20 protein-coding genes are annotated in these 16,979 nt (G+C 72.0%); 11 read left to right on the top strand and 9 right to left on the bottom strand.

Annotated features, from left to right (window positions below):
• The first annotated feature begins 3 nt into the window (after window positions 1-3).
• The 3 genes from HKK73_RS12635 (at window position 4) to HKK73_RS12645 (ending at window position 2,688) form a co-directional block, all read left to right on the top strand.
• The gene (locus HKK73_RS12635; RefSeq protein ID WP_171468140.1) at window positions 4-1,224 is read left to right on the top strand and encodes a heparan-alpha-glucosaminide N-acetyltransferase domain-containing protein; all 1,221 of its coding nucleotides are present in this window, start codon (window positions 4-6) and stop codon (window positions 1,222-1,224) included.
• A 10-nt stretch (window positions 1,225-1,234) separates the two neighbouring features.
• Window positions 1,235-2,242, top strand: a complete 1,008-nt coding sequence (locus HKK73_RS12640) for an aldo/keto reductase (protein WP_171468141.1) — start codon at window positions 1,235-1,237, stop codon at window positions 2,240-2,242.
• 65 nt (window positions 2,243-2,307) lie between these two features.
• Window positions 2,308-2,688 (top strand): MmcQ/YjbR family DNA-binding protein, encoded by a 381-nt coding sequence (locus tag HKK73_RS12645; protein WP_114553906.1) that lies wholly within the window; start codon window positions 2,308-2,310, stop codon window positions 2,686-2,688.
• Window positions 2,689-2,713: 25 nt separating this feature from the next.
• Here HKK73_RS12645 and HKK73_RS12650 read toward each other — a convergent pair whose 3' ends face one another.
• The 3 genes from HKK73_RS12650 to HKK73_RS12660 form a co-directional block, all read right to left on the bottom strand.
• Window positions 2,714-3,661: a hypothetical protein gene (locus HKK73_RS12650; RefSeq protein ID WP_034654504.1), complete on the bottom strand. Its 948-nt coding sequence runs from the start codon at window positions 3,659-3,661 to the stop codon at window positions 2,714-2,716.
• Window positions 3,662-3,689: 28 nt separating this feature from the next.
• Window positions 3,690-4,766 carry a DUF4190 domain-containing protein gene (locus tag HKK73_RS12655; protein WP_051028181.1) on the bottom strand — a complete coding sequence of 359 codons (1,077 nt, stop codon included), beginning with the start codon at window positions 4,764-4,766 and terminating at the stop codon, window positions 3,690-3,692.
• Window positions 4,767-5,978: 1,212 nt separating this feature from the next.
• Window positions 5,979-6,245, bottom strand: a complete 267-nt coding sequence (locus HKK73_RS12660; protein ID WP_171468142.1) for a hypothetical protein — start codon at window positions 6,243-6,245, stop codon at window positions 5,979-5,981.
• Between the two features lie 301 nt (window positions 6,246-6,546).
• Here HKK73_RS12660 and HKK73_RS12665 point away from each other — a divergent pair, with 301 nt between their 5' ends.
• On the top strand, window positions 6,547-7,383 hold the full coding sequence (locus HKK73_RS12665) for a hypothetical protein (protein ID WP_137281010.1): 837 nt from the start codon (window positions 6,547-6,549) through the stop codon (window positions 7,381-7,383).
• 4 nt (window positions 7,384-7,387) lie between these two features.
• Here the strand turns inward: HKK73_RS12665 and HKK73_RS12670 are convergent, their stop codons facing one another.
• Window positions 7,388-7,891, bottom strand: coding sequence for a hypothetical protein (locus HKK73_RS12670; RefSeq protein WP_128082837.1), 504 nt, complete (start codon window positions 7,889-7,891; stop codon window positions 7,388-7,390).
• A gap of 161 nt (window positions 7,892-8,052) precedes the next feature.
• Between HKK73_RS12670 and HKK73_RS12675 the strand changes: the two genes are divergently transcribed.
• Window positions 8,053-8,358 carry an Lsr2 family protein gene (locus HKK73_RS12675; protein WP_034654496.1) on the top strand — a complete coding sequence of 102 codons (306 nt, stop codon included), beginning with the start codon at window positions 8,053-8,055 and terminating at the stop codon, window positions 8,356-8,358.
• A 31-nt stretch (window positions 8,359-8,389) separates the two neighbouring features.
• On the opposite strand, the gene HKK73_RS12680 is transcribed toward HKK73_RS12675, so the two are convergent.
• The 3 genes from HKK73_RS12680 to HKK73_RS12690 all read right to left on the bottom strand — a co-directional run bounded on the left by HKK73_RS12680 (window position 8,390) and on the right by HKK73_RS12690 (window position 10,306).
• Complete coding sequence (locus HKK73_RS12680; protein WP_137281009.1) at window positions 8,390-8,731, bottom strand: hypothetical protein; 342 nt, start codon at window positions 8,729-8,731, stop codon at window positions 8,390-8,392.
• Window positions 8,732-9,272: 541 nt separating this feature from the next.
• The gene (locus HKK73_RS12685) at window positions 9,273-9,524 is read right to left on the bottom strand and encodes a hypothetical protein (RefSeq protein ID WP_034654493.1); all 252 of its coding nucleotides are present in this window, start codon (window positions 9,522-9,524) and stop codon (window positions 9,273-9,275) included.
• A complete protein-coding gene (locus HKK73_RS12690) occupies window positions 9,521-10,306 on the bottom strand; it encodes a hypothetical protein (protein ID WP_034654492.1) in 786 nt (261 codons plus the stop codon). Before HKK73_RS12690 ends, HKK73_RS12685 begins: the two co-directional genes overlap by 4 nt.
• Before the next feature lie 397 nt (window positions 10,307-10,703).
• Between HKK73_RS12690 and HKK73_RS12695 the strand changes: the two genes are divergently transcribed.
• The 4 genes from HKK73_RS12695 (at window position 10,704) to HKK73_RS12710 (ending at window position 13,668) form a co-directional block, all read left to right on the top strand.
• Window positions 10,704-10,919: a hypothetical protein gene (locus HKK73_RS12695; RefSeq protein ID WP_043655110.1), complete on the top strand. Its 216-nt coding sequence runs from the start codon at window positions 10,704-10,706 to the stop codon at window positions 10,917-10,919.
• A 150-nt stretch (window positions 10,920-11,069) separates the two neighbouring features.
• Window positions 11,070-11,489, top strand: coding sequence for a hypothetical protein (locus HKK73_RS12700; protein WP_034654486.1), 420 nt, complete (start codon window positions 11,070-11,072; stop codon window positions 11,487-11,489).
• An 11-nt stretch (window positions 11,490-11,500) separates the two neighbouring features.
• Window positions 11,501-12,196, top strand: a complete 696-nt coding sequence (locus tag HKK73_RS12705; RefSeq protein ID WP_085387631.1) for a hypothetical protein — start codon at window positions 11,501-11,503, stop codon at window positions 12,194-12,196.
• Window positions 12,197-12,429: 233 nt separating this feature from the next.
• Window positions 12,430-13,668: a PIN-like domain-containing protein gene (locus HKK73_RS12710; RefSeq protein WP_128082835.1), complete on the top strand. Its 1,239-nt coding sequence runs from the start codon at window positions 12,430-12,432 to the stop codon at window positions 13,666-13,668.
• Window positions 13,669-13,675: 7 nt separating this feature from the next.
• Here HKK73_RS12710 and HKK73_RS12715 read toward each other — a convergent pair whose 3' ends face one another.
• Window positions 13,676-14,404, bottom strand: a complete 729-nt coding sequence (locus HKK73_RS12715; protein WP_081895958.1) for an HNH endonuclease family protein — start codon at window positions 14,402-14,404, stop codon at window positions 13,676-13,678.
• Window positions 14,405-14,448: 44 nt separating this feature from the next.
• On the opposite strand from HKK73_RS12715, the gene HKK73_RS12720 reads away from it, so the two are divergent.
• Together HKK73_RS12720 and HKK73_RS12725 are read left to right on the top strand one after the other, a co-directional pair.
• Window positions 14,449-15,438: a 3-methyladenine DNA glycosylase gene (locus tag HKK73_RS12720; RefSeq protein WP_369824886.1), complete on the top strand. Its 990-nt coding sequence runs from the start codon at window positions 14,449-14,451 to the stop codon at window positions 15,436-15,438.
• An 89-nt stretch (window positions 15,439-15,527) separates the two neighbouring features.
• Complete coding sequence (locus HKK73_RS12725; protein WP_171468143.1) at window positions 15,528-16,355, top strand: aminoglycoside 3'-phosphotransferase; 828 nt, start codon at window positions 15,528-15,530, stop codon at window positions 16,353-16,355.
• Window positions 16,356-16,385: 30 nt separating this feature from the next.
• Here HKK73_RS12725 and HKK73_RS12730 read toward each other — a convergent pair whose 3' ends face one another.
• Entirely contained in the window at window positions 16,386-16,979 is a 594-nt protein-coding gene (locus HKK73_RS12730; RefSeq protein WP_144722631.1) for a YdeI family protein, read from the bottom strand.

Genomic DNA, 16,979 nt, shown 5'->3' on the forward strand with positions numbered 1-16,979 from the left:
CCCATGACGGCCGCGACCGGCACGACCTCCGCCCCCGGCGACCCCGCTCGCCCCTCAGCCGGCTTCGCGCGGCGCCACGCCGCGTTCCTGCTCGGCGGGCCGGGCCGCGTCACGGGGCTCGACGTCGCGCGCGGGGTCGCGGTCCTCGGGATGTTCGCGGCGCACGTGGGCTTCACGACGGACGACTTCGGCGAGGTCTCCGGCTGGCTCTCGCTGTCGCACGGCCGCTCGTCGGTCCTCTTCGCGCTCGTGGCCGGGGTGTCGCTCGCCCTCGTCTCGGGCGGACGCACCCCGCTCGACGGGCTGCCCGCGCTCCAGAACCGCACCCGGGTCCTCGTGCGCGCGGTGCTCCTGCTCGCCCTGGCCGGGCTGCTGGACCTGCTCGGCACGCGCGTGCTGCTCATCCTCGGCTTCTACGCCGCCTACTTCGTGCTCGCGCTGCCGTTCCTGCGCTGGCGGCGCCGGGACCTCCTGGTCCTCGCGGGCGTAGTAGCCGTCGTCGGCCCGGTGCTCGCCCTGTGGCTCCCGGAGGTGCTCGCGCGCGGCGGGCTCCACCTGCCCGACGACGGGTCGGGCGCGCTCACGGACTTCCTCGTCTCGGGGCACTACCCGGCGGTGGTGTGGATGGCGTACGTGCTCGTCGGGATCGCGATCGGGCGGTCCGACCTCGGCGCGAGGACGACGCGCGTCGCGCTGGTCGCTGGCGGGCTGCTGGCGGCCGGGCTCGGGTACGGCGTCTCGGCGGCGCTCACGGGTCCGCTCGGCGGGGCGCAGGCCGTGGAGGACGCGGCCGCGGTGTGGTCGAGCGCGTACCGGCCGGAGCCGCTCGGGTGGGAGGACCCGTGGCCGACGAGCGCGTACCTCTGGCTCGCGGGCCCGCACACGGACACGCTCCTCGAGGTCGTGGGGTCGGGCGGGTTCGCCGTCGCGGTGCTCGGGCTGTGCCTGTTCGCAGGCCGGGTCGGACGCTGGATGCTCGCCCCCGTCGCCGCGGTCGGCGCCATGGCGCTCACGGTCTACTCGGCCCAGATCGTCACGCTCTGGGCGTGGGGCGACGCGGCGTACGAGCAGACGACGAACGGACCGCTCCTCGCGCTCGTGCTCGCGACGCTCGTGGTGGCGACCCTGTGGCGCTGGGCGATCGGCCGCGGCCCGCTGGAACGGCTCGTCGCGTCCGTCGCGGCGCGCGCCTCCGCCGTCACGTCGTCGCGCGGGCCGACGTAGGGTCGGCCGCATGACCACCACGAGCGACGACACCGCCCCCCGCCCCGCCCTGCGCCGTCTCGGCCGGTCCGGCCTGGCGGTGTCCGCCGTCGGGCTGGGGTGCAACAACTTCGGGCGCCCCACGACGGCGACGGAGACCCTGGAAGGCACGCGCGCCGTCGTCGACGCCGCGCTCGACGCGGGCGTGACCTTCTTCGACACGGCCGACACGTACGGCGGCCGTCCGGGTCTGAGCGAGGAGCTCCTCGGCCAGGCGCTCGGGTCGCGGCGCGACGACGTCGTGGTGGCGACGAAGTTCGGCCTGTCGATGCGCGGGGCCGCGGGGGCGGACTTCGACGCGCGCGGCTCGCGCCGCTACGTCGTGCGGGCGGTCGAGGGCTCGCTGCGCCGCCTCGGCACCGACCGCATCGACCTCTACCAGTTCCACACCCCCGACCCGCAGACGCCGATCGACGAGACGCTCGCGGCGCTCGACGACCTCGTGCGCGCGGGCAAGGTGCTCTACGTGGGTCACTCCAACCGGGCCGGGTGGCAGATCGCGGAGGCAGAGCTCGTCGCGCGCGCGGCGGGCACCGTGCGGTTCGTGTCCGCGCAGAACCAGTACAACCTCGTCGACCGCGCGGCCGAGCTCGAGGTGCTGCCCGCCGCGGCGGCGTACGGGCTCGGCGTCCTGCCGTACTTCCCGCTCGCGAACGGCCTGCTCACCGGCAAGTACGCGCACGGCGCGCGGCCCGACGACGGCCGGCTCGTGCGCACCAAGCCGCACCTGCTCGAGTCCGCGCCCTGGGAGGCGCTCGCGCGGCTCGGCGCGTTCTGCCAGGTGCGCGGCATCACCGAGGTGCAGGTCGCGTTCGGGTGGTTGCTCTCCCGGCCCCAGGTGTCGAGCGTGATCGCGGGTGCGACGAAGCCCGAGCAGGTGCGGCAGAACGCCGCCGCCGGCGCGTGGCGGCCCACGGACGAGGACCTCGCCGAGCTCGACGAGATCTTCCCTCCGCTCGGGAAGGTCGCGCCCTTCTGACCCGCCGCGTCGAGCCGGGCGGCGGCCGTGTGGCCCGCCCGCGACCGGGTGCCTACCGTGGAGGCATGGCCTCGTGGGAGGACGTCGGACGGGTCGTGGCGGTGCTGCCGGGTACGGACCTCAAGGACGCGCGCCGGTGGACGGTGCACGGCAAGCTCTTCGTGTGGGAGCGTCCCCTGCGCCGCCGCGACCTCGAGGAGCTGGGCGACGCGGCCCCGGCGGAGCCGCCCGTCGCGCTCCGCGTCGCGGACGAGGGCGAGAAGGCCGCGCTGGTCCAGGACGACCCCGGCACGTTCTTCACGACGAGCCACTTCGACGGGTACCCGATCGTGCTCGCGCGGCTCGACCGGGTCCCTGTGCCGGAGCTCGAGGAGCTCGTCCAGGACGCGTGGCTCGCCCGCGCCCCGCACCGGCTCGCGCAGGAGTACCTGCGGCGCACGGAGTGACGCCCGCGCTCTCTCAGAAGTGTCGTCACCAGGAGAAGACCGCCACCGCGTAGTTCGCCCACGTCGGCTCTAGCGCCACCGTGACGTCCTCCGGGTCGTGGACGGCGTACACGAGATCCCACTCGCCGCTCGACCCCCGCGCCACGAGGTCGGGACGCTCGAGCAGGACGTCCGGCGCGTAGTCGTACACCCGGCGGGCCACGAGGCCGCCCGACACCGGCTGCACGTCGATGCTCCCGGGGTCGACGGCGCGGCCCGTGCCGTTCGTCAGGCGCACCCGGACACGCACGGAGTCCGGCGGGTCGCCGTCGCGCACCGCCGCGTGCTCGCTCGGCGTGTACGCCTGCGGGGCCGAGACCGAGACGACGAGGCCGTCGGCGTACCGGACCGAGTCGCCGAACCAGACGCGGTCGGACACGGCCGTGATCTCCGGGCCGTCGTCGGACCCGCCGCCGAGCGGGTACCCGCGCAGCGAGCTCCCCACGCCGTAGCCGGGACCGGCCGCGGGCACGACGTCGACCGCGACCCAGGTCGTGACGACGACCGTCCCCGCGAGCAGCGCGACGAGCGCGCGCGTCGCCCCCGGCACGCCGCGCGTGCCCCGACGCCAGGCGACGGCGCCGACCGTCAGCACGACGGCTCCGGCGACGGGGTAGAGCCAGCCCACGTGCGCCCAGCCCCAGCGCGCCGTCATGGCCTCGGTGACGAGGACGGCCCCGACGAGCAGGACGCCGAGGCACGCCGTGACGAGCACGCCCGTCCCCGGCCGTCGGACCCGCGCGGGCTGCGCCGTCGGTGCGGGCTCGGGGTCGCCGGGGGCCGGGCGTTCGCCGCCGTCCGCGGGCGGCGAGGGCTCCGCAGGGCCGGGTGCCGACGGCGCGGGCTCGCGCTCCCCCGCCGCGCCGGGCGCCGTGCCCCAGGCGGGTGCGGGCGCCGCGTCGTCGGGCGGGGTCCTGGGGTCGCTCGTGCTCACCGGTCCGTCCCTCGGTCCCGTGCGTCGGTCAGTACGCGCTCACGCGCGTGACCTCGAAGGTCGCCGTCTTCATGGCCTCCAGGTTCTCGGAGTCGATGAAGTCGAAGGCCTCGACGGTCGTCGACTCGCCCGGGGCGAGCTGGTCGGTGTAGACGAAGTCGGACTCGACGACCGTGCCGTCGGCCGCGACGGCGTCGACGTCGAGGTCGAACGTCAGCGGCTCGTCGGAGGTGTTGGTCAGCGTGAGCGGCAGGGCCGACTCGACCCAGCCGAACTCGTCGGCGGTGCCCTCGAACGTGCCGACCTCGACACCGAGGTCGTTCGCGAGGATCTCGTCCGTCGACTCGCCGAGCGCGCGGTCGGAGTCCTCCTGGATCTCCGAGAGCGTCTGCTCGTACTGCGACGAGGCCTCGTTCGCCGCGACGACGAAGAGGACCCACACGAGGATGGTCACGAGCACCGAGACCACACCGAGCACGATCGCCGCGATGGAGAAGCCCTTGCCCGACCGGCCCTGCTTCGCCTGCGACAGCCCGACGAAGCCGAGCACCACGCCGGCGATGCCCATGACCGCGGCGAAGATGTTGACGAACGGGATCCAGCTGCCGAGGAAGCCGAGGATCGCCAGCACGAAGCCGACGATCGCCATCGTGCCCGTCGACGGCGCTGGCGCCGTGTACGCGGCGTAGCCGTTCCCGTACGGGCTCCCGTAGGGCTGCTGCGCGGCGCCGTAGGGCTGCTGGGCAGGGTCGCCGTAGGGCTGGCCGTACGGCTGCTGCGCGCCGGCGTCGGGGTAGGGCTGCGCGTACCCCTGCGCCGGGGACCCGGCAGGCTGGCCGTAGCCCTGCTGCCCGTACGCGGCCTGAGGATCGGCACCGTAGGGCGGGTTGCCGGGGTCTCCGTAGGGCGCCTGCTCCGGCGTGCTGCCGTAGCCGGGCGCGCCGTACGCGGCGTCGGGCGAGCCGTACGGCTGGGGCTGCGGCTCTCCCTGCGGCGCCCACGCGTCCTGCCCCTGTCCGTGCCCCTCCTGCGCCGGGTCGGAGCCCTGCGGCCGGTAGGGGTCGAACTGGTACGGGTCCTGCGGTGCCGTGGGCGGCTGCGACATGGTGCTCCTCCGCGGCCTCGCCGCGAGATCGGTCGTTCGGGTCGGGGTGGCCGGCCGACGCGCGGTCGGCCGGCCGGACGCGCCGGGTCTTCACAGCACGTTCACGGCCATTCTTCCCGGTCGCGCCCACATCGGGAAAACCGCGCGGCGGGTGAAAGTCCGCCGCGCCGACGCCCCATAGCCAGGCCGCCGAGATCTCCTCCAGCTCCGACCGCGACGACGGTAGTCCCCCGCGAGCTCACGCAGCTCGCCCCCGACCCAGCCGCGGCCTCCGCGCCCAGACATACCGCCCCCGACCCGGAGCCGGCTCCCGGCCGCGAGCGCCGCGGGGGTGGCTCGACAGCCCCCGCACCCTCGAAGCGAGGGCCCCGACCGGGGCCCCACGACCCGAGAGGACGACCATGCCCGAGCACCACAGCCCCCGACGACGCGCCCGCCACCAAGGACGCCCCTGGTGGCACCGAGAAGCCGCGACCACCGCCCTACGCCTCGCCCTGATCGCCCTCGCCCACCACTGGCCCTGGTAGCCCACGCCCGTGACCCCACGCCCGACGTCGACGAGCACCCCCTCGACGACCAGCCCACCGAGATCCCCACACCCCCGAGCTCACGCAGCTCACGCAGCTCACGCCCGACGGTATGTCCCACCAGCTCCCCGTCGACGAGCAGCTCGAGCCCGACCAGCAGCTCGACGACCGCGGCCACCCCCCCCAGACATACCGCCCGGGCCCCGGCCCGACGAGCCCCCACCCCGACGGCCGCCCGCGAGCGCCCCACCAGCCGCGAGCGCCGACGTCGACGAGCGACCGCCGCGGCCGCGAGCGCCCCACCAGCCCGCGCACGACGACCGCGACGAGACCCGGAGCACGACGACGTCGCCCCCACCGAAGCCCCGCGTCGACGCGGGCCCCCAGCAGCAGCCCGACAACCCGGGCGCGCGCTCGAGCTCGAGGAGAGCTCGAGCCAGACCAGCGCGACGGTATGTCTCCCCCTAGCTCGACGAGCTCGCCGCCCAGCTCGACGACCACGAGCCCCCGGACATACCACCGCCGGCTCAGCTCGAGGAGATCCCACGGCGGTATGTCTGCCTGGGGGCTAGCTCGACGAGCAGCTCACCCGGGGACCGCGCGGGCCAGGGCCAGAGCCAGGACATACCGTCCCCCAGACCCCAGCCGGCGAAGCTCCGACGCCCGACCCCGCGGGACGGCCGGGTCACCCCAACGCAGCGACCGTCGCCACGAGCCCGCCGACCGTCACGACGACCCCCACGACGTCGACGACGAGCTGGAGCACCGCGAGCGCCCGGCTGTCTCCCCCGTCTTGGACCTGCGACCCGCCGCGGACGGTCTGCGAGCGAGGGCCGCCGCCGCGGTCGACCTCGACCGCGATCACGGCGCCTTCCTCGACGACCTGCTCGAACTCGTCCCCCGCGGCCGTGCGCGTCCAGGTCCACGAGCGCCGCGGGCCCCGCGCGCTCACCCGCACGCGCTCCGCGTCAGGAGGCCCCCAACCGGGCCACCAAGGATCAGTGCCCCCAGGCTCCTCCCACGAGGGCTCCCACGGCTCCCACGTCTCCCACGGGCCCTCTGAGGCCCCTCCCGGGCCGCGAGCGCCACCCAGGCCGTGATCCTCCGGAACGCGGCCACGCGCGCGCTCCCCTACCTGCTGAACCTGATCTGCGATCACCATGGCGCGCATGGTGGAGCACGTCGGACCGTAGCGTCGCGCCCTGCTCCAGATTCACCCGTACTGCGGGCCCTTTCGGGGCTACCTTCGGGACATGCCGGATGGAGCCGAGGTCGTCGCTGCTACTGCTGCCTGCGTCGCAGCAGCAATCGTCGCTTGGCAGTCGTGGGAGACGCGGAAGAGTGCGAATGCCTCGCGCGAGGCGGCCCAGGCAGCAGCAGCAGGTCTAGAAACCGCGAACGACGCGCTCGAGATCGCGCGGCAGGAGGAAGGCCATAGCAGGGCACTCGTCGTAGAGGCTCATCGAGCTCGCATCGACGCGACACTTCCAGCTATCTCGGTCATCCCTCAGCAGACGATCTTCTGGCCACCGACGCTCTCGCCGAATCCCTACCAGGCCAACTCCTGGGAACGCTGCCCACTGGACGCGTCTTTCACGCTCCCCGCCGACGCACGCAAGGCGCTCGGTGTCCAGGGCCGCATTGGGATCTACAACGGCAGCCAGAGAGTCGTCCAACTGCGAGTCGACTACCTGCCGATGGACGGTGGAGAGAGGGTCTACGACCGGGTCGTCACGCTGGCCCCAGGTGCAGATCACTCGATTGAGTTTCTCGCCTGGACCTGGATCGAACACTGGGTGACCCAAGAGGATGCCGCAACGCGGTCATTGGAGGGGCAGCCACCTGGAGTCTCCTACTCTGATCAGCTCGACAGTGGGGGGAGCATCAGCTGGTCGTTTGCGATCAGCCATGCCCCGATCTACCAAACGCACGATTCAGAGCCCGGGCGCTACCGCCTCATTTCGGCCGAACCTTCGCCCGGCCGAAGCAGTCCCGGCTCACCGAGCCTCATCGTTCAACGGGAGTACCGAACGTACTGGCTCTCACGACCGGATGGCATAGAACTTCCATCCCCTGAAGTGGCCGAGTAAAAATCTACGGTTCCGGACTCTCCTCTGGCGCATCGTTGGGAGAGGTACGTGGCAGGTCTTCGGGGCGAATGTGGTCGCCGAGCCCATGTACCATCCATTGCCCGAACTCAGGCCTCCAGACAAGCGTCACCACCGCTGCTGCGAGGACCACCTGCTCCTCTGTTACCTCGTACGATTGTTCGATGTTGGAGAGAATCTTGACGTACGCAACGTCCGAGGCATCGTGAGCCCTGTTTGCCCTGCTTCCAAAGCCCGGGTTCTGAATAGCCTCGAGGCCTTTCGCGGCCTCTGAAAAATCTCCCCAGGCGTCGAGCGACTCCGGAGTGACAAGATTGTGGAGCGCATTCGAGTACTGCACCGGGTCTCGCAGCGCTTTGAGGAACAAGATGCCCACGGCGACTGGGTCGTCGAGACTCGGTTCAGGCAATGCCGCGGCGGCTTCTTCGTCGCTAGCGAACCGTCGACCCTCGTAGTCAGGGTCACGCGGGTCCTCCGGTTGGTTGCTCATGCTTGACCATAACCAGCCCCCGCCCGAGGGCTCAACGCCGGACGACGCCAGCGCGCAGGAAATCACCCGAGTCTCTGCCTGAGGGCCACTTGCGAAGCGCTGGGACGGGGCCAGCACCGTTCTGGTGCGTCCATGGGCGCCGATGCCCGATCATGGGGCGCATGGTGCAGCAGAAGCGCGTGATCGTGACCGACGACTTGGACGGCACGGAGGGTGCGAAGCCCTACCGGTTCGCGTGGCAGAACACCGTCTACGAGATCGACCTCAACGACGAGCACCGCGACGAGCTCCTGCGCGCGCTCCAGCCCTTCATCGACGCCGGACGACGCGCTGGACGGCGCACCGTGCCCGCCGCCAGTGGCGACGACCGGGCAGCGATCCGTCAGTGGGCGCGCGAGAACGGGCACGAGGTGTCTGACCGCGGCCGCATCTCGGCCGCCGTCGTCGAGGCGTACAACAACCGCTGACCCGGGGCCGCGAGCGCCGAGCGGCGAGGCCCTACCCGACGAGGCGCAGCCGCGTGCGGCGCGTCGACGCTGCCGGGCGCGCTTGGCCGTCGACGGCGTCGACGAGCGGGCTTCCCGGCATGGGCAGGGTGAGTGTCCAGCGGTCCGTCATGCCGCGTGCCGTGCGAGCGACGTCGAGTTCGCAACGACGCAGGTAGCCGGCCCCACGGTCCGGCCCCGCCCAGCGGCGCTCGACGACGTCGAGACGCACCGCGGCCTGATCCCACGGTGAGACACTCACCAGCCCCGAGCCGCGTTCTCGCGCGCGGGCGAGCAAGCGGCGTCGCTCGGATGGGCTGAGGTGGGCGTCGGGGCCTACTACGACGTAGGTCATACCGTCCAGGAGGGCCGCGACGACCCAGGAGGGCCGCGACGACGCCCGCAGGGTCCTCCCCTACCTTGGGGACCAGGGCGACGCGGTCGAGCGCCACGCCCGCGTCGTTGGCCGCGAGCATCCCGACGTCGGGCGCGCCGACGACGGCGAGCCAGTCCGAGGTGCCCTGGGAGGTCGCGAGTAGCGCGAGCAGGAGCGACGTCGAGCCCGTCACGACGCTCGCTGTGCCACGCGGCAGGCGCCCGTCGTCGAGAATCGCGCCGAGCGGCCGCGGGCCGTCGTCGAGGTCGACGACGCCCGGCGTCGACGCGCGCACGCCCGTGCGTAGCTCGGCGCGACGCAAGGTCGCGCGAGCCACCTCGAGCGGGTCGAGCGCGGTCGTCGTCACCCGTCCAGGCTACGCCGCTGTTCGAACACGTATTCCCCTGAGCGAGACGCGAGAGATCGTTGGGAATGCTGGCTTTCTGCATCGTGGACGGTGTCTGTCACGCGGCAGGCAGTGCGAGGGCGCGGGCCCGTGTCTGCGGGCCCGCGCCGGACACTATCGGGGTAGCGGCGTTACCTCGATCCCGATCCACTTGTAGCCGTCTTGGTCGGGGGTCGGCTCGTAGGTGAGGTGCACTCGCTTACCGACGTAGAGCTGGTCGGTGCGCAATCCGCCGCGGAGCATCGGGAAGAAGATCCAGACCTCATGGCGATCGGTGTCGGTCGTGGCGACCCCATGGGACTCCTCGGGGAGCCAGGTCGTGATGGTGGCGAGGTCCGCGGCAGGGGGCTTGTCGCTGGCGCTCATGCGGTCAGCCTGACGGTCTTGCAGACGTAGAGCGAGGCAGGCAGGGTCTTGCCTCCCGAGCGGATGGTGAACGTGAACTGGTCATCGAACTTGAATGTCGCAGGCACGCTGTTCATCGAGAACCCGCCGTGGAACCAGTAGGTCTTGCCCACGTTGGCGTGGCGGGCGTTCATGCCGAGGGAGATCCCGTTACGCCAGCCCTTGGCACCACGCTCAGTGACGGTTGAGTTGATGATGCTCTTCAAGCCGTCGCTCAGACGCAGCCCCCAGTGGACCTTCTTGACGGGGCAGTTGTTCTGGATGCTGAGCCGATTGTTGGCGTCGACGAACTCGCGGTCAGCCTTGCACTTGATCGAGACTGTCGCCGCGGTCTTCATCGCGGTGACGACACCCCCGCCGCCCTGGGGTGCGCCCGCCTCGCGCAGCGCCGCCCCGACTGTTGTGTCGAGCGCGAGCTGGCTCTCAGCCTCACCGGCGGGCAGCACCTGTGCGGTGGCGTCAGCGTCGAGCATGATCTCAAGGTCGCTCGCCACCTCGTGCTGCTCACGTTCGGTCAGGTCGTTGACGTCGACGACAAGGGTGCTCAGGTCTCCGGGCCCCTCACCGACGTCGATCACTAGGACCTCGGCCTGAGGATCGAGGCCATCAAGCACGGCCACGTCCGTGGTCGGGTCTTGTGTGGCGGTGCTCGATTCCTGCGCGGCAGCCGTGGGAATGGATGCGGCGCAGAGCGCCATCACGGTGACGAGTGCTGTGGTCGAGCGCCTCATCTGCTGCTTCATGCCTGGCGGTCTCCTTCGACTGAAGCGTCTGGCCCCCTGCGGGCCGACGCGCCCCACCGTGGCAGTCACCTCGGCCAGGTGCTCGCCCAGACACAAGATCGAGGACCTTTGTCACCCGTTCGGGGCTGAATGGCCTTCGGGCCGTCTTCCGGCCTCGTACCCCCGCTACGCGCCGCTGGCCGCGGGCTCCTCTCCTCCTCGTCAGGCCCGCGTCGACAACAACACCCTGGAGAACATCCGGGTGCGACGAGATGTGCGGGCTCAGCAGTTGCGTCGCCTACGTCGACGACGCCTTGGCGAGAACCCAATAGAACTGGTGTTCGAGTACGATTGTGTCGTGGGTACTCGTCGACGTCCGCCTCCGGGCGGCTGACCGTCCGGCATCGAGACGGTCCCGATGCGCGACCACGCCGATGAAGCGCCCGAGCTCGCGCGGCGCGGCGAGCGGATCGTGCGACCGGCCGAGGGCATCCCGGTGCGCGCGTGGGTCACGCAGCGCCAGAGCGGCGAGGCCCGCGTCGACGGCGAGGCCGTCGCATGGGCGGGCCGCCAGGTCCACGTGCGCTACCTGTTAACCGGCTATCGGATCTGTTTGTGCAGGTCAGGTAGTTGAGTGGAGCCTCGAGTTGCCCGTAGCGACTGCTGCAGAGCCGGGCGGGCCGAGGTATCCCGAGACAAGGAACACGTTCGGGCGTACCGTCCCAGGCACCAGCAGGGGGCTGCAGGAGTTCGCGCACGCTCCCGACGAGAGAGGAGCGTGGAAATGAACGAATCGATCGCTTTGCGTACACGCAAGGGGTTGATCCCCCTTGCCGTGCTGGCAACGATCCTGGTTGCCCTACTTGTCGGCGCTCGCCCGGCAGCCGCAGCAGCGGCGTGCGCAGCTGCTGAGAACGCCCAGGCCGAGGTTGCCCAGCTTCACGTCGCCAGCGAGCTCCAGGGCATCGATGAGCGGGGCGCTGTCGACACTGATGACGGCGGGGTCATCGTCACGCCGCAGGTCATCACCTGGACGCCCTACGACGGTTTCCACATCACGTCGTCTGCGAACTGTCAGTCTCGTATGGCGTACCTGAAGAAGGTGGCACCGGACTTCAAGTCATGGAAGTGCCAGCGGTTCTACGTGCCGGGCTGCCCGACCGGGTACTACTACTGGATGGTCATGGTGGGGACGAACTACTGAGCGCCATCACCGTGATCGAAGGGCTGCAGCCGGGGTCACGAGTGGTGGCCGCCGGACTCCCCATTGTGGTCGAGGGCGAGACAGGCCTCGCCCTCGACCCGGAACATGCGCAGACTGCCCCTTACGACTCGCCATGGACGGTAAGGACCACGTGGCCCGATCCACCCGAGCCCACCCTTCGACCTGACGAGCTGCTGAAGGTGCACGGGATCTGGGACGGCTCCGGCATCGCCGTCTCCCGCGTGACCGTCACGCGCGAGGAACCCAAGCCCCTCCAGCAGAGAGCCTCTGCCGGCAGACCGATCGAGCCATCGCGCTACGCCATCCTGAGAAAGGCGCTCGACGCGCTCACGGCCGCAGACCTGCTCGCCGCAGCGCACACCACGCCAGGGAGCGACCTCGTCGGCGACTTGTGCGTGTTCGACGCCCCCACCGCCCAACGCGTGCTGCGCGCGGAGGGCATACCAATCACCCAGTTCCGGATCGTCCGGTGCCAATGGACCCGAACCGAGCTGGGGACGGCCCGAGGCCTGTACGCGCACGTCCCCGACGAACTGCTCAGCGCCTTCGGCGAAGCGGTAACAGAGCAGGTGCAGCCGCAGGTCCTCCTCGAGGTGAAACTCGTGACACCAGACCTTGCGCGAGCGGTCTCTGATCTTCCAACGGGCCTTGTCAAGGTGACGCCGTACATCCGACCTGATGCCTGAGGGCACGGGCGTGGCACCGACGCATGAGCCCGACGAGGACCGAATAGCCGGGGAATACGTCTCGCGCGAGGGAAGCGAGGGCTGGGCGTGGCTCTGGGCAGACGCCGTCGAGCGCCGCTGAGCCCAGACGCGACGAGCCCCGACCAGCTCAGGGGGTAGCCGGTAGGGGCGTCGTCGTGCGGGAGCGTATCGGCCCCCACCGACAGCGAGCGCCGAGGGCGTAGCGTGTGCGCGTGCGAACCCAGTTCAGCCACCACTACGAGCGGCCCGACGACGACGAGGTCAACACCGCCCTGCGTGAGGCGACGGTCGTGCTCGACACCAACGTGCTGCTCGGCCTCTACCGCGTCTCCCCTGACCTGCGCGCCACGCGACTCAAGGTACTGAAGGCGATCGGCCCCCGGCTCTTCCTCCCCCACCAGGTGGGCATCGAGTTCCACCGCAACCGTCGCGAGGTCGCGGCCGGGATCGGCACCGCCTACGAGACGGTCCGCGCGGCGGCGGACGCGCTCCAGAAGTCCGTGAAGACCTTCGGCGGCGGCGAAGGCCGCTACGACGAGACGACCACCCGCGTGAAGGAGCTCATCAACCCGCTGGTCAAGGCGATCGTCGACGGACTCGATGAGCTCGAGAAGGACGACCCGCACCGCATCGACCAGAGCGACGACCCTGTCCTCGCCGAGCTCGAAACACTGCTCGACGACGACCAGGTCGGCCGAGCCCCTCGGGCGAAGAAGGTCGCGAAGCGTGCCCGCGACTTCGAGACGGTCCGCGTCCCCTTGCGCCTACCCCCGGGGTTCGACGACGCGCACAAGATCACTGGCCGCGGCGTGTCCGCGGCGGCGGGTGACTACCTGCTGTGGTGCGAGGTGCTCGCCCACGCCAGGAAGAACGGGACCGACGTCGTCCTCATCACCGACGACGCCAAGACGGATTGGTGGCAGAAGGTCCCGGGCGGGCGCGACGTGCCGCACCCGCTCCTGGTGTCGGAGTTCCAGCGCGAGACGGGACAGAGGTACTACCAGCTCTCCACGCGCGAGCTCTTGAGGAAGGCTGACGACGCCCTCGCCATCTCCGTCACGTCCCAGAACCTGGAGGAGGAGGACGAGCTCGCGGCGGCGGTCGAGGCCGAGCGGGCCCTGGAACGGATCACCGACTTCCGGGGCCGTCTCACCGTATCCGCGGCAGCGTCCGCCGTCGAGAACGATCTTCTCCGGACCTATGGCCCCAGTTGGAACCTCTCTGACAGCGACCGGGAGCGTCTGATCGCGGCAGCGAGCCGTGGGTTGAGCTCGCAGATCCACGAGGTGGGTCACCTCTTCGGCAGCCACTACAAGGTGCCGTTGACGCCCGAGATGGCGGAGGCACTCCGGGCGCTGCGCCAACAGCTCACGCACGCAGACTTCATCCGACACGAACGCTCAGAGCAAGAACCACCGCCCGAAGAACCGGATGACGAGGGCACAAGCTGAGCGAGATTCAGCAGCCCTCCAGTACACGCTCGATGGCGTCGGCCTCGGCCGCGGTGACCCACAGGCCGTACGCGCTCTTCACCGCGACCTGCGCAGCGACGTACTCACATCGGTAGCCCTTGGCCGGGGGGAGCCACGTGGCGGCGTCGCCCGCTCCCTTCTGCTGGTTCGTCGGTCCGTCGACCGCACGCAGGTTCAACGGGTCGTTGGCGAACTGCTCGCGGGTCTCAGCACTCCACTTCTGGGCGCCCTTCTGCCATGCGTCGGCGAGGGCGACAACGTGGTCGATCTGGACGGCCGAGGACGTGTCCTGCCCGCGCTCGAAGTTGATCGACTGCCCGGTGTAGGGGTCCTGGAGCGTCCCGCTCAGGACGACGCAGCCGTTCGTGCCCTGCTTGAAGGTGACGGCAGTGAGGTCGCGGCGCAGCACGTCGTTGCGGGTGTCGCATCCGTTGCGGTCGGTGTCGGCCCAGGCAGGCCCGAAGAGGTCTCGGTCGTAGCCGGCCTTGGGCGCGCGGCCCTTGACCTCGAGCTCATCGAGTAGCGCCCGAACCTCCTCGACGTCGACGGAGGGGTCGGGTGATGCGGTGGCGTCCGGCAGTTGCGCGGAGCTGCCCGCCGTCTCGCGGAGTTCGTCGAGCAGGGCTGGGAAGTCGTCGCGCGCCGTGGCGATGCCTGCGCACGCGAGCGCGGCGACGACGAGGGTCGAGATGGTGACGGTTCGTTTCCGTGGCACGCGTCCTCCTAGGGCTTCCCCGTGGGCTCTCGTACCCTGGGTGCGTGCCTGCGACCGCCACCGCGACCCACCGGACGACGCCCGTCGTCCGCCCCGTCGTGCTGCCTGTCGCGGAGTGGGCGGAGCTCGACCGCGCCCACGCCGAGCGCGCGGACGCGCTCACGGCCGGGTGGCGGCACCGCAAGCCGCTCGGGCAGAAGCACGCGATCGAGGACTTCCTCTTCACCTACTACCCCACGCGTCCGGCCCAGCTCCGGCGCTGGCACCCGGGGCCGGGCGTCGTGCTGGCTCCCCCGACCGCCGCGAGCGGTGCGGTACCGGGCACCGACGCGGCGCCCGACCCTTACGCCGACCGCGCCGGATGGCGCTGGTACCGGCGCACGCCCGACGGCCTCGCGCTCGACACCGACGCGTTCCTCGCCGACCGCGGCGACACCGTGCGGTACCTGCGCGCCCTGCTCGACGCCACCGCGTCGCGCCCGGGCCGGTTCGGCTGCTTCGGGCTCCACGAGTGGGCCATGGTCTACCGCGACAAGGCGGCCGGGCGCGACCACCGGCACCCGCTCCCCCTGCGGCTCGGGCACGAGGGGACGGACCGGGTCGTCGAGGACCACCCCGTGCAGTGCTCCCACTTCGACGCGTTCCGCTTCTTCACGCCCGAGGCCGGTCCGCTCAACCGCCTGCGGCCGACGCGCGAGACGCAGCCGGCCCTGGAGCAGCCGGGGTGCCTGCACGCGACGATGGACCTCTACAAGTGGGCGCTCAAGCTCACGCCGGCCGTCCCCGGGGACGTCGTGCTCGACGCCTTCGAGCTCGCGCGCGACGTCCGCGTCGTCGACATGCAGGCGTCGCCCTACGACGTGTCGTCGTACGGGCTGGAGCCGGTGGCGATCGAGACGCCCGAGGGCAAGGCCGAGTACGTGCGGCACCAGCGCGCGTTCGCCGCCCGCGGGGCGGCGCTGCGCGAGCGGCTCGTCGCCGCGTGCGACGCGCTGCTCCCGCCGGACGGCGTGGCCGCCCGCTCTCCCCGCTGACGCGCCGACGCGCCGACGCGCAGACGAGACCGGCGTCGCGCCGGCGACGGCTGTGACCGGCGACCGGCCCGCGTGCGAGGATCGCCCGCGTGAGCCGCGCCGAGACCATCGCCGAGATCCCCACGGGCCCCGTGGCCGTCCCCGCCGTCGTCCGCGCGCTCGCGGGGGACGACGCCGTCACCCCGGTCTGGCGCAACACCGTCGGCGGGCTGACGTTCCGTCTCGACCCGCGCGGCGGCGAGGCCGCGCGAACGGTCCGGTACGCGAAGTGGGTCCCGGCGGGCGTCCCGGAGATCGACCTGGCGGGAGAGGCCGAGCGGCTCGCGTGGGTCGGCGACCGGACCCCCGTGCCGCGCGTCCTCGACCGGGGCGCGGACGACGACGGCTCGTGGCTCGTGACGCAGGCCGTCGCGGGGCGGTCGGCGGTCGAGGCGCGCTGGACAGGCGACCCGGCGGTCGCGGCGGTCGCGATCGGCCGCGGGCTGCGCGCGCTGCACGAGGCGCTCCCGGTGGCCTCGTGCCCCTTCACCTGGTCCGTCGCGCAGCGTGTCGCGAACGCCGACGACCGGCTCGCACGGGGGCACGGGCCCGACGAGTGGTTCCCCGAGCACCGCGCTCTGGCCGTCGCCGAGGCGCGCGCCCGGCTCGACGACGCTCCCCCGGTCGACCGCCTCGTCGTGTGCCACGGGGACGCGTGCGTGCCGAACACGCTCCTGCACGACGACGGCACCTTCGCCGCGCACGTCGACCTCGGCTCGCTCGGGGTCGCGGACCGCTGGGCTGACCTCGCCGTCGCGGCGTGGAGCACGGAGTGGAACTACGGCCCCGGGTACGACGGCCACGTCTACGCGGGCTACGGCGTCGACCCCGACCCGGAGCGCATCGCGTACTACCGGCTGCTCTGGGACCTGTCGTGACGGCGGGGTGCGGCGCACCGCCGTGCGCCGTCAGCGCCGCGGCTGGTGGGCGGCGACGCCCTGCGCCGCGAGCTCGGCGGTCTCCGCGATCCGGCGGGCCCGGGTCTCCGGACGCTTCGCCTCGACTATCCAGCCGAGGATCGAGCGCCGCACGCCCGGCGTGAAGGCGTCGAAGCGGGCCCGCGCGTCGGGCCGCTCGCCGAGCGCCGCGGCGAGGTCGTCCGGGACGACGAGCGCCTCCGCGTCGTCGTGCCGGGTCCAGGACCCGTCCGCCCGGGCCGCCTCCACGACGGCGCGCCCCGCGTCCGTCAGGCGTCCGTCCGCCTCGACGCGCGCGACCCGCTCCTTGCTGAGGCGCGTCCACCGGGAGCCGGGGCGGCGGCGCGTGAACCACAGCGCGTGCCGGTCCTGGTCGACGGTCGCGGCCTGCCCGTCGATCCAGCCGTAGGACAGCGCCTCCTCGATCCACGGCTCGTACCCGAACGTCGGCCGGCCGCTCTCGCGGCGCCACGTGAGGAGCCAGACCCCGGGCTCGGGGTCGTCGTGGTGCGCGGCGAGCCACGCCCGCCACTCCGCGGGGGTCTGCGCGTGGAACGCGGGCCGGCCCTGGTACTCCTCGGTCAC

The organism is Cellulosimicrobium sp. 72-3, from assembly GCF_013127315.1.
Lineage (GTDB): Bacteria > Actinomycetota > Actinomycetes > Actinomycetales > Cellulomonadaceae > Cellulosimicrobium > Cellulosimicrobium funkei.

Coding starts and splice junctions, on each gene's coding strand:
- HKK73_RS12635 (WP_171468140.1), top strand. CDS start 4: ATGACGGCCGCGACCGGCACGACCTCCGCCCCCGGCGACCCCGCTCGC.
- HKK73_RS12640 (WP_171468141.1), top strand. CDS start 1,235: ATGACCACCACGAGCGACGACACCGCCCCCCGCCCCGCCCTGCGCCGT.
- HKK73_RS12645 (WP_114553906.1), top strand. CDS start 2,308: ATGGCCTCGTGGGAGGACGTCGGACGGGTCGTGGCGGTGCTGCCGGGT.
- HKK73_RS12655 (WP_051028181.1), bottom strand. CDS start 4,766: ATGTCGCAGCCGCCCACGGCACCGCAGGACCCGTACCAGTTCGACCCC.
- HKK73_RS12665 (WP_137281010.1), top strand. CDS start 6,547: ATGCCGGATGGAGCCGAGGTCGTCGCTGCTACTGCTGCCTGCGTCGCA.
- HKK73_RS12670 (WP_128082837.1), bottom strand. CDS start 7,891: ATGAGCAACCAACCGGAGGACCCGCGTGACCCTGACTACGAGGGTCGA.
- HKK73_RS12675 (WP_034654496.1), top strand. CDS start 8,053: ATGGTGCAGCAGAAGCGCGTGATCGTGACCGACGACTTGGACGGCACG.
- HKK73_RS12680 (WP_137281009.1), bottom strand. CDS start 8,731: ATGACCTACGTCGTAGTAGGCCCCGACGCCCACCTCAGCCCATCCGAG.
- HKK73_RS12685 (WP_034654493.1), bottom strand. CDS start 9,524: ATGAGCGCCAGCGACAAGCCCCCTGCCGCGGACCTCGCCACCATCACG.
- HKK73_RS12690 (WP_034654492.1), bottom strand. CDS start 10,306: ATGAAGCAGCAGATGAGGCGCTCGACCACAGCACTCGTCACCGTGATG.
- HKK73_RS12695 (WP_043655110.1), top strand. CDS start 10,704: ATGCGCGACCACGCCGATGAAGCGCCCGAGCTCGCGCGGCGCGGCGAG.
- HKK73_RS12700 (WP_034654486.1), top strand. CDS start 11,070: ATGAACGAATCGATCGCTTTGCGTACACGCAAGGGGTTGATCCCCCTT.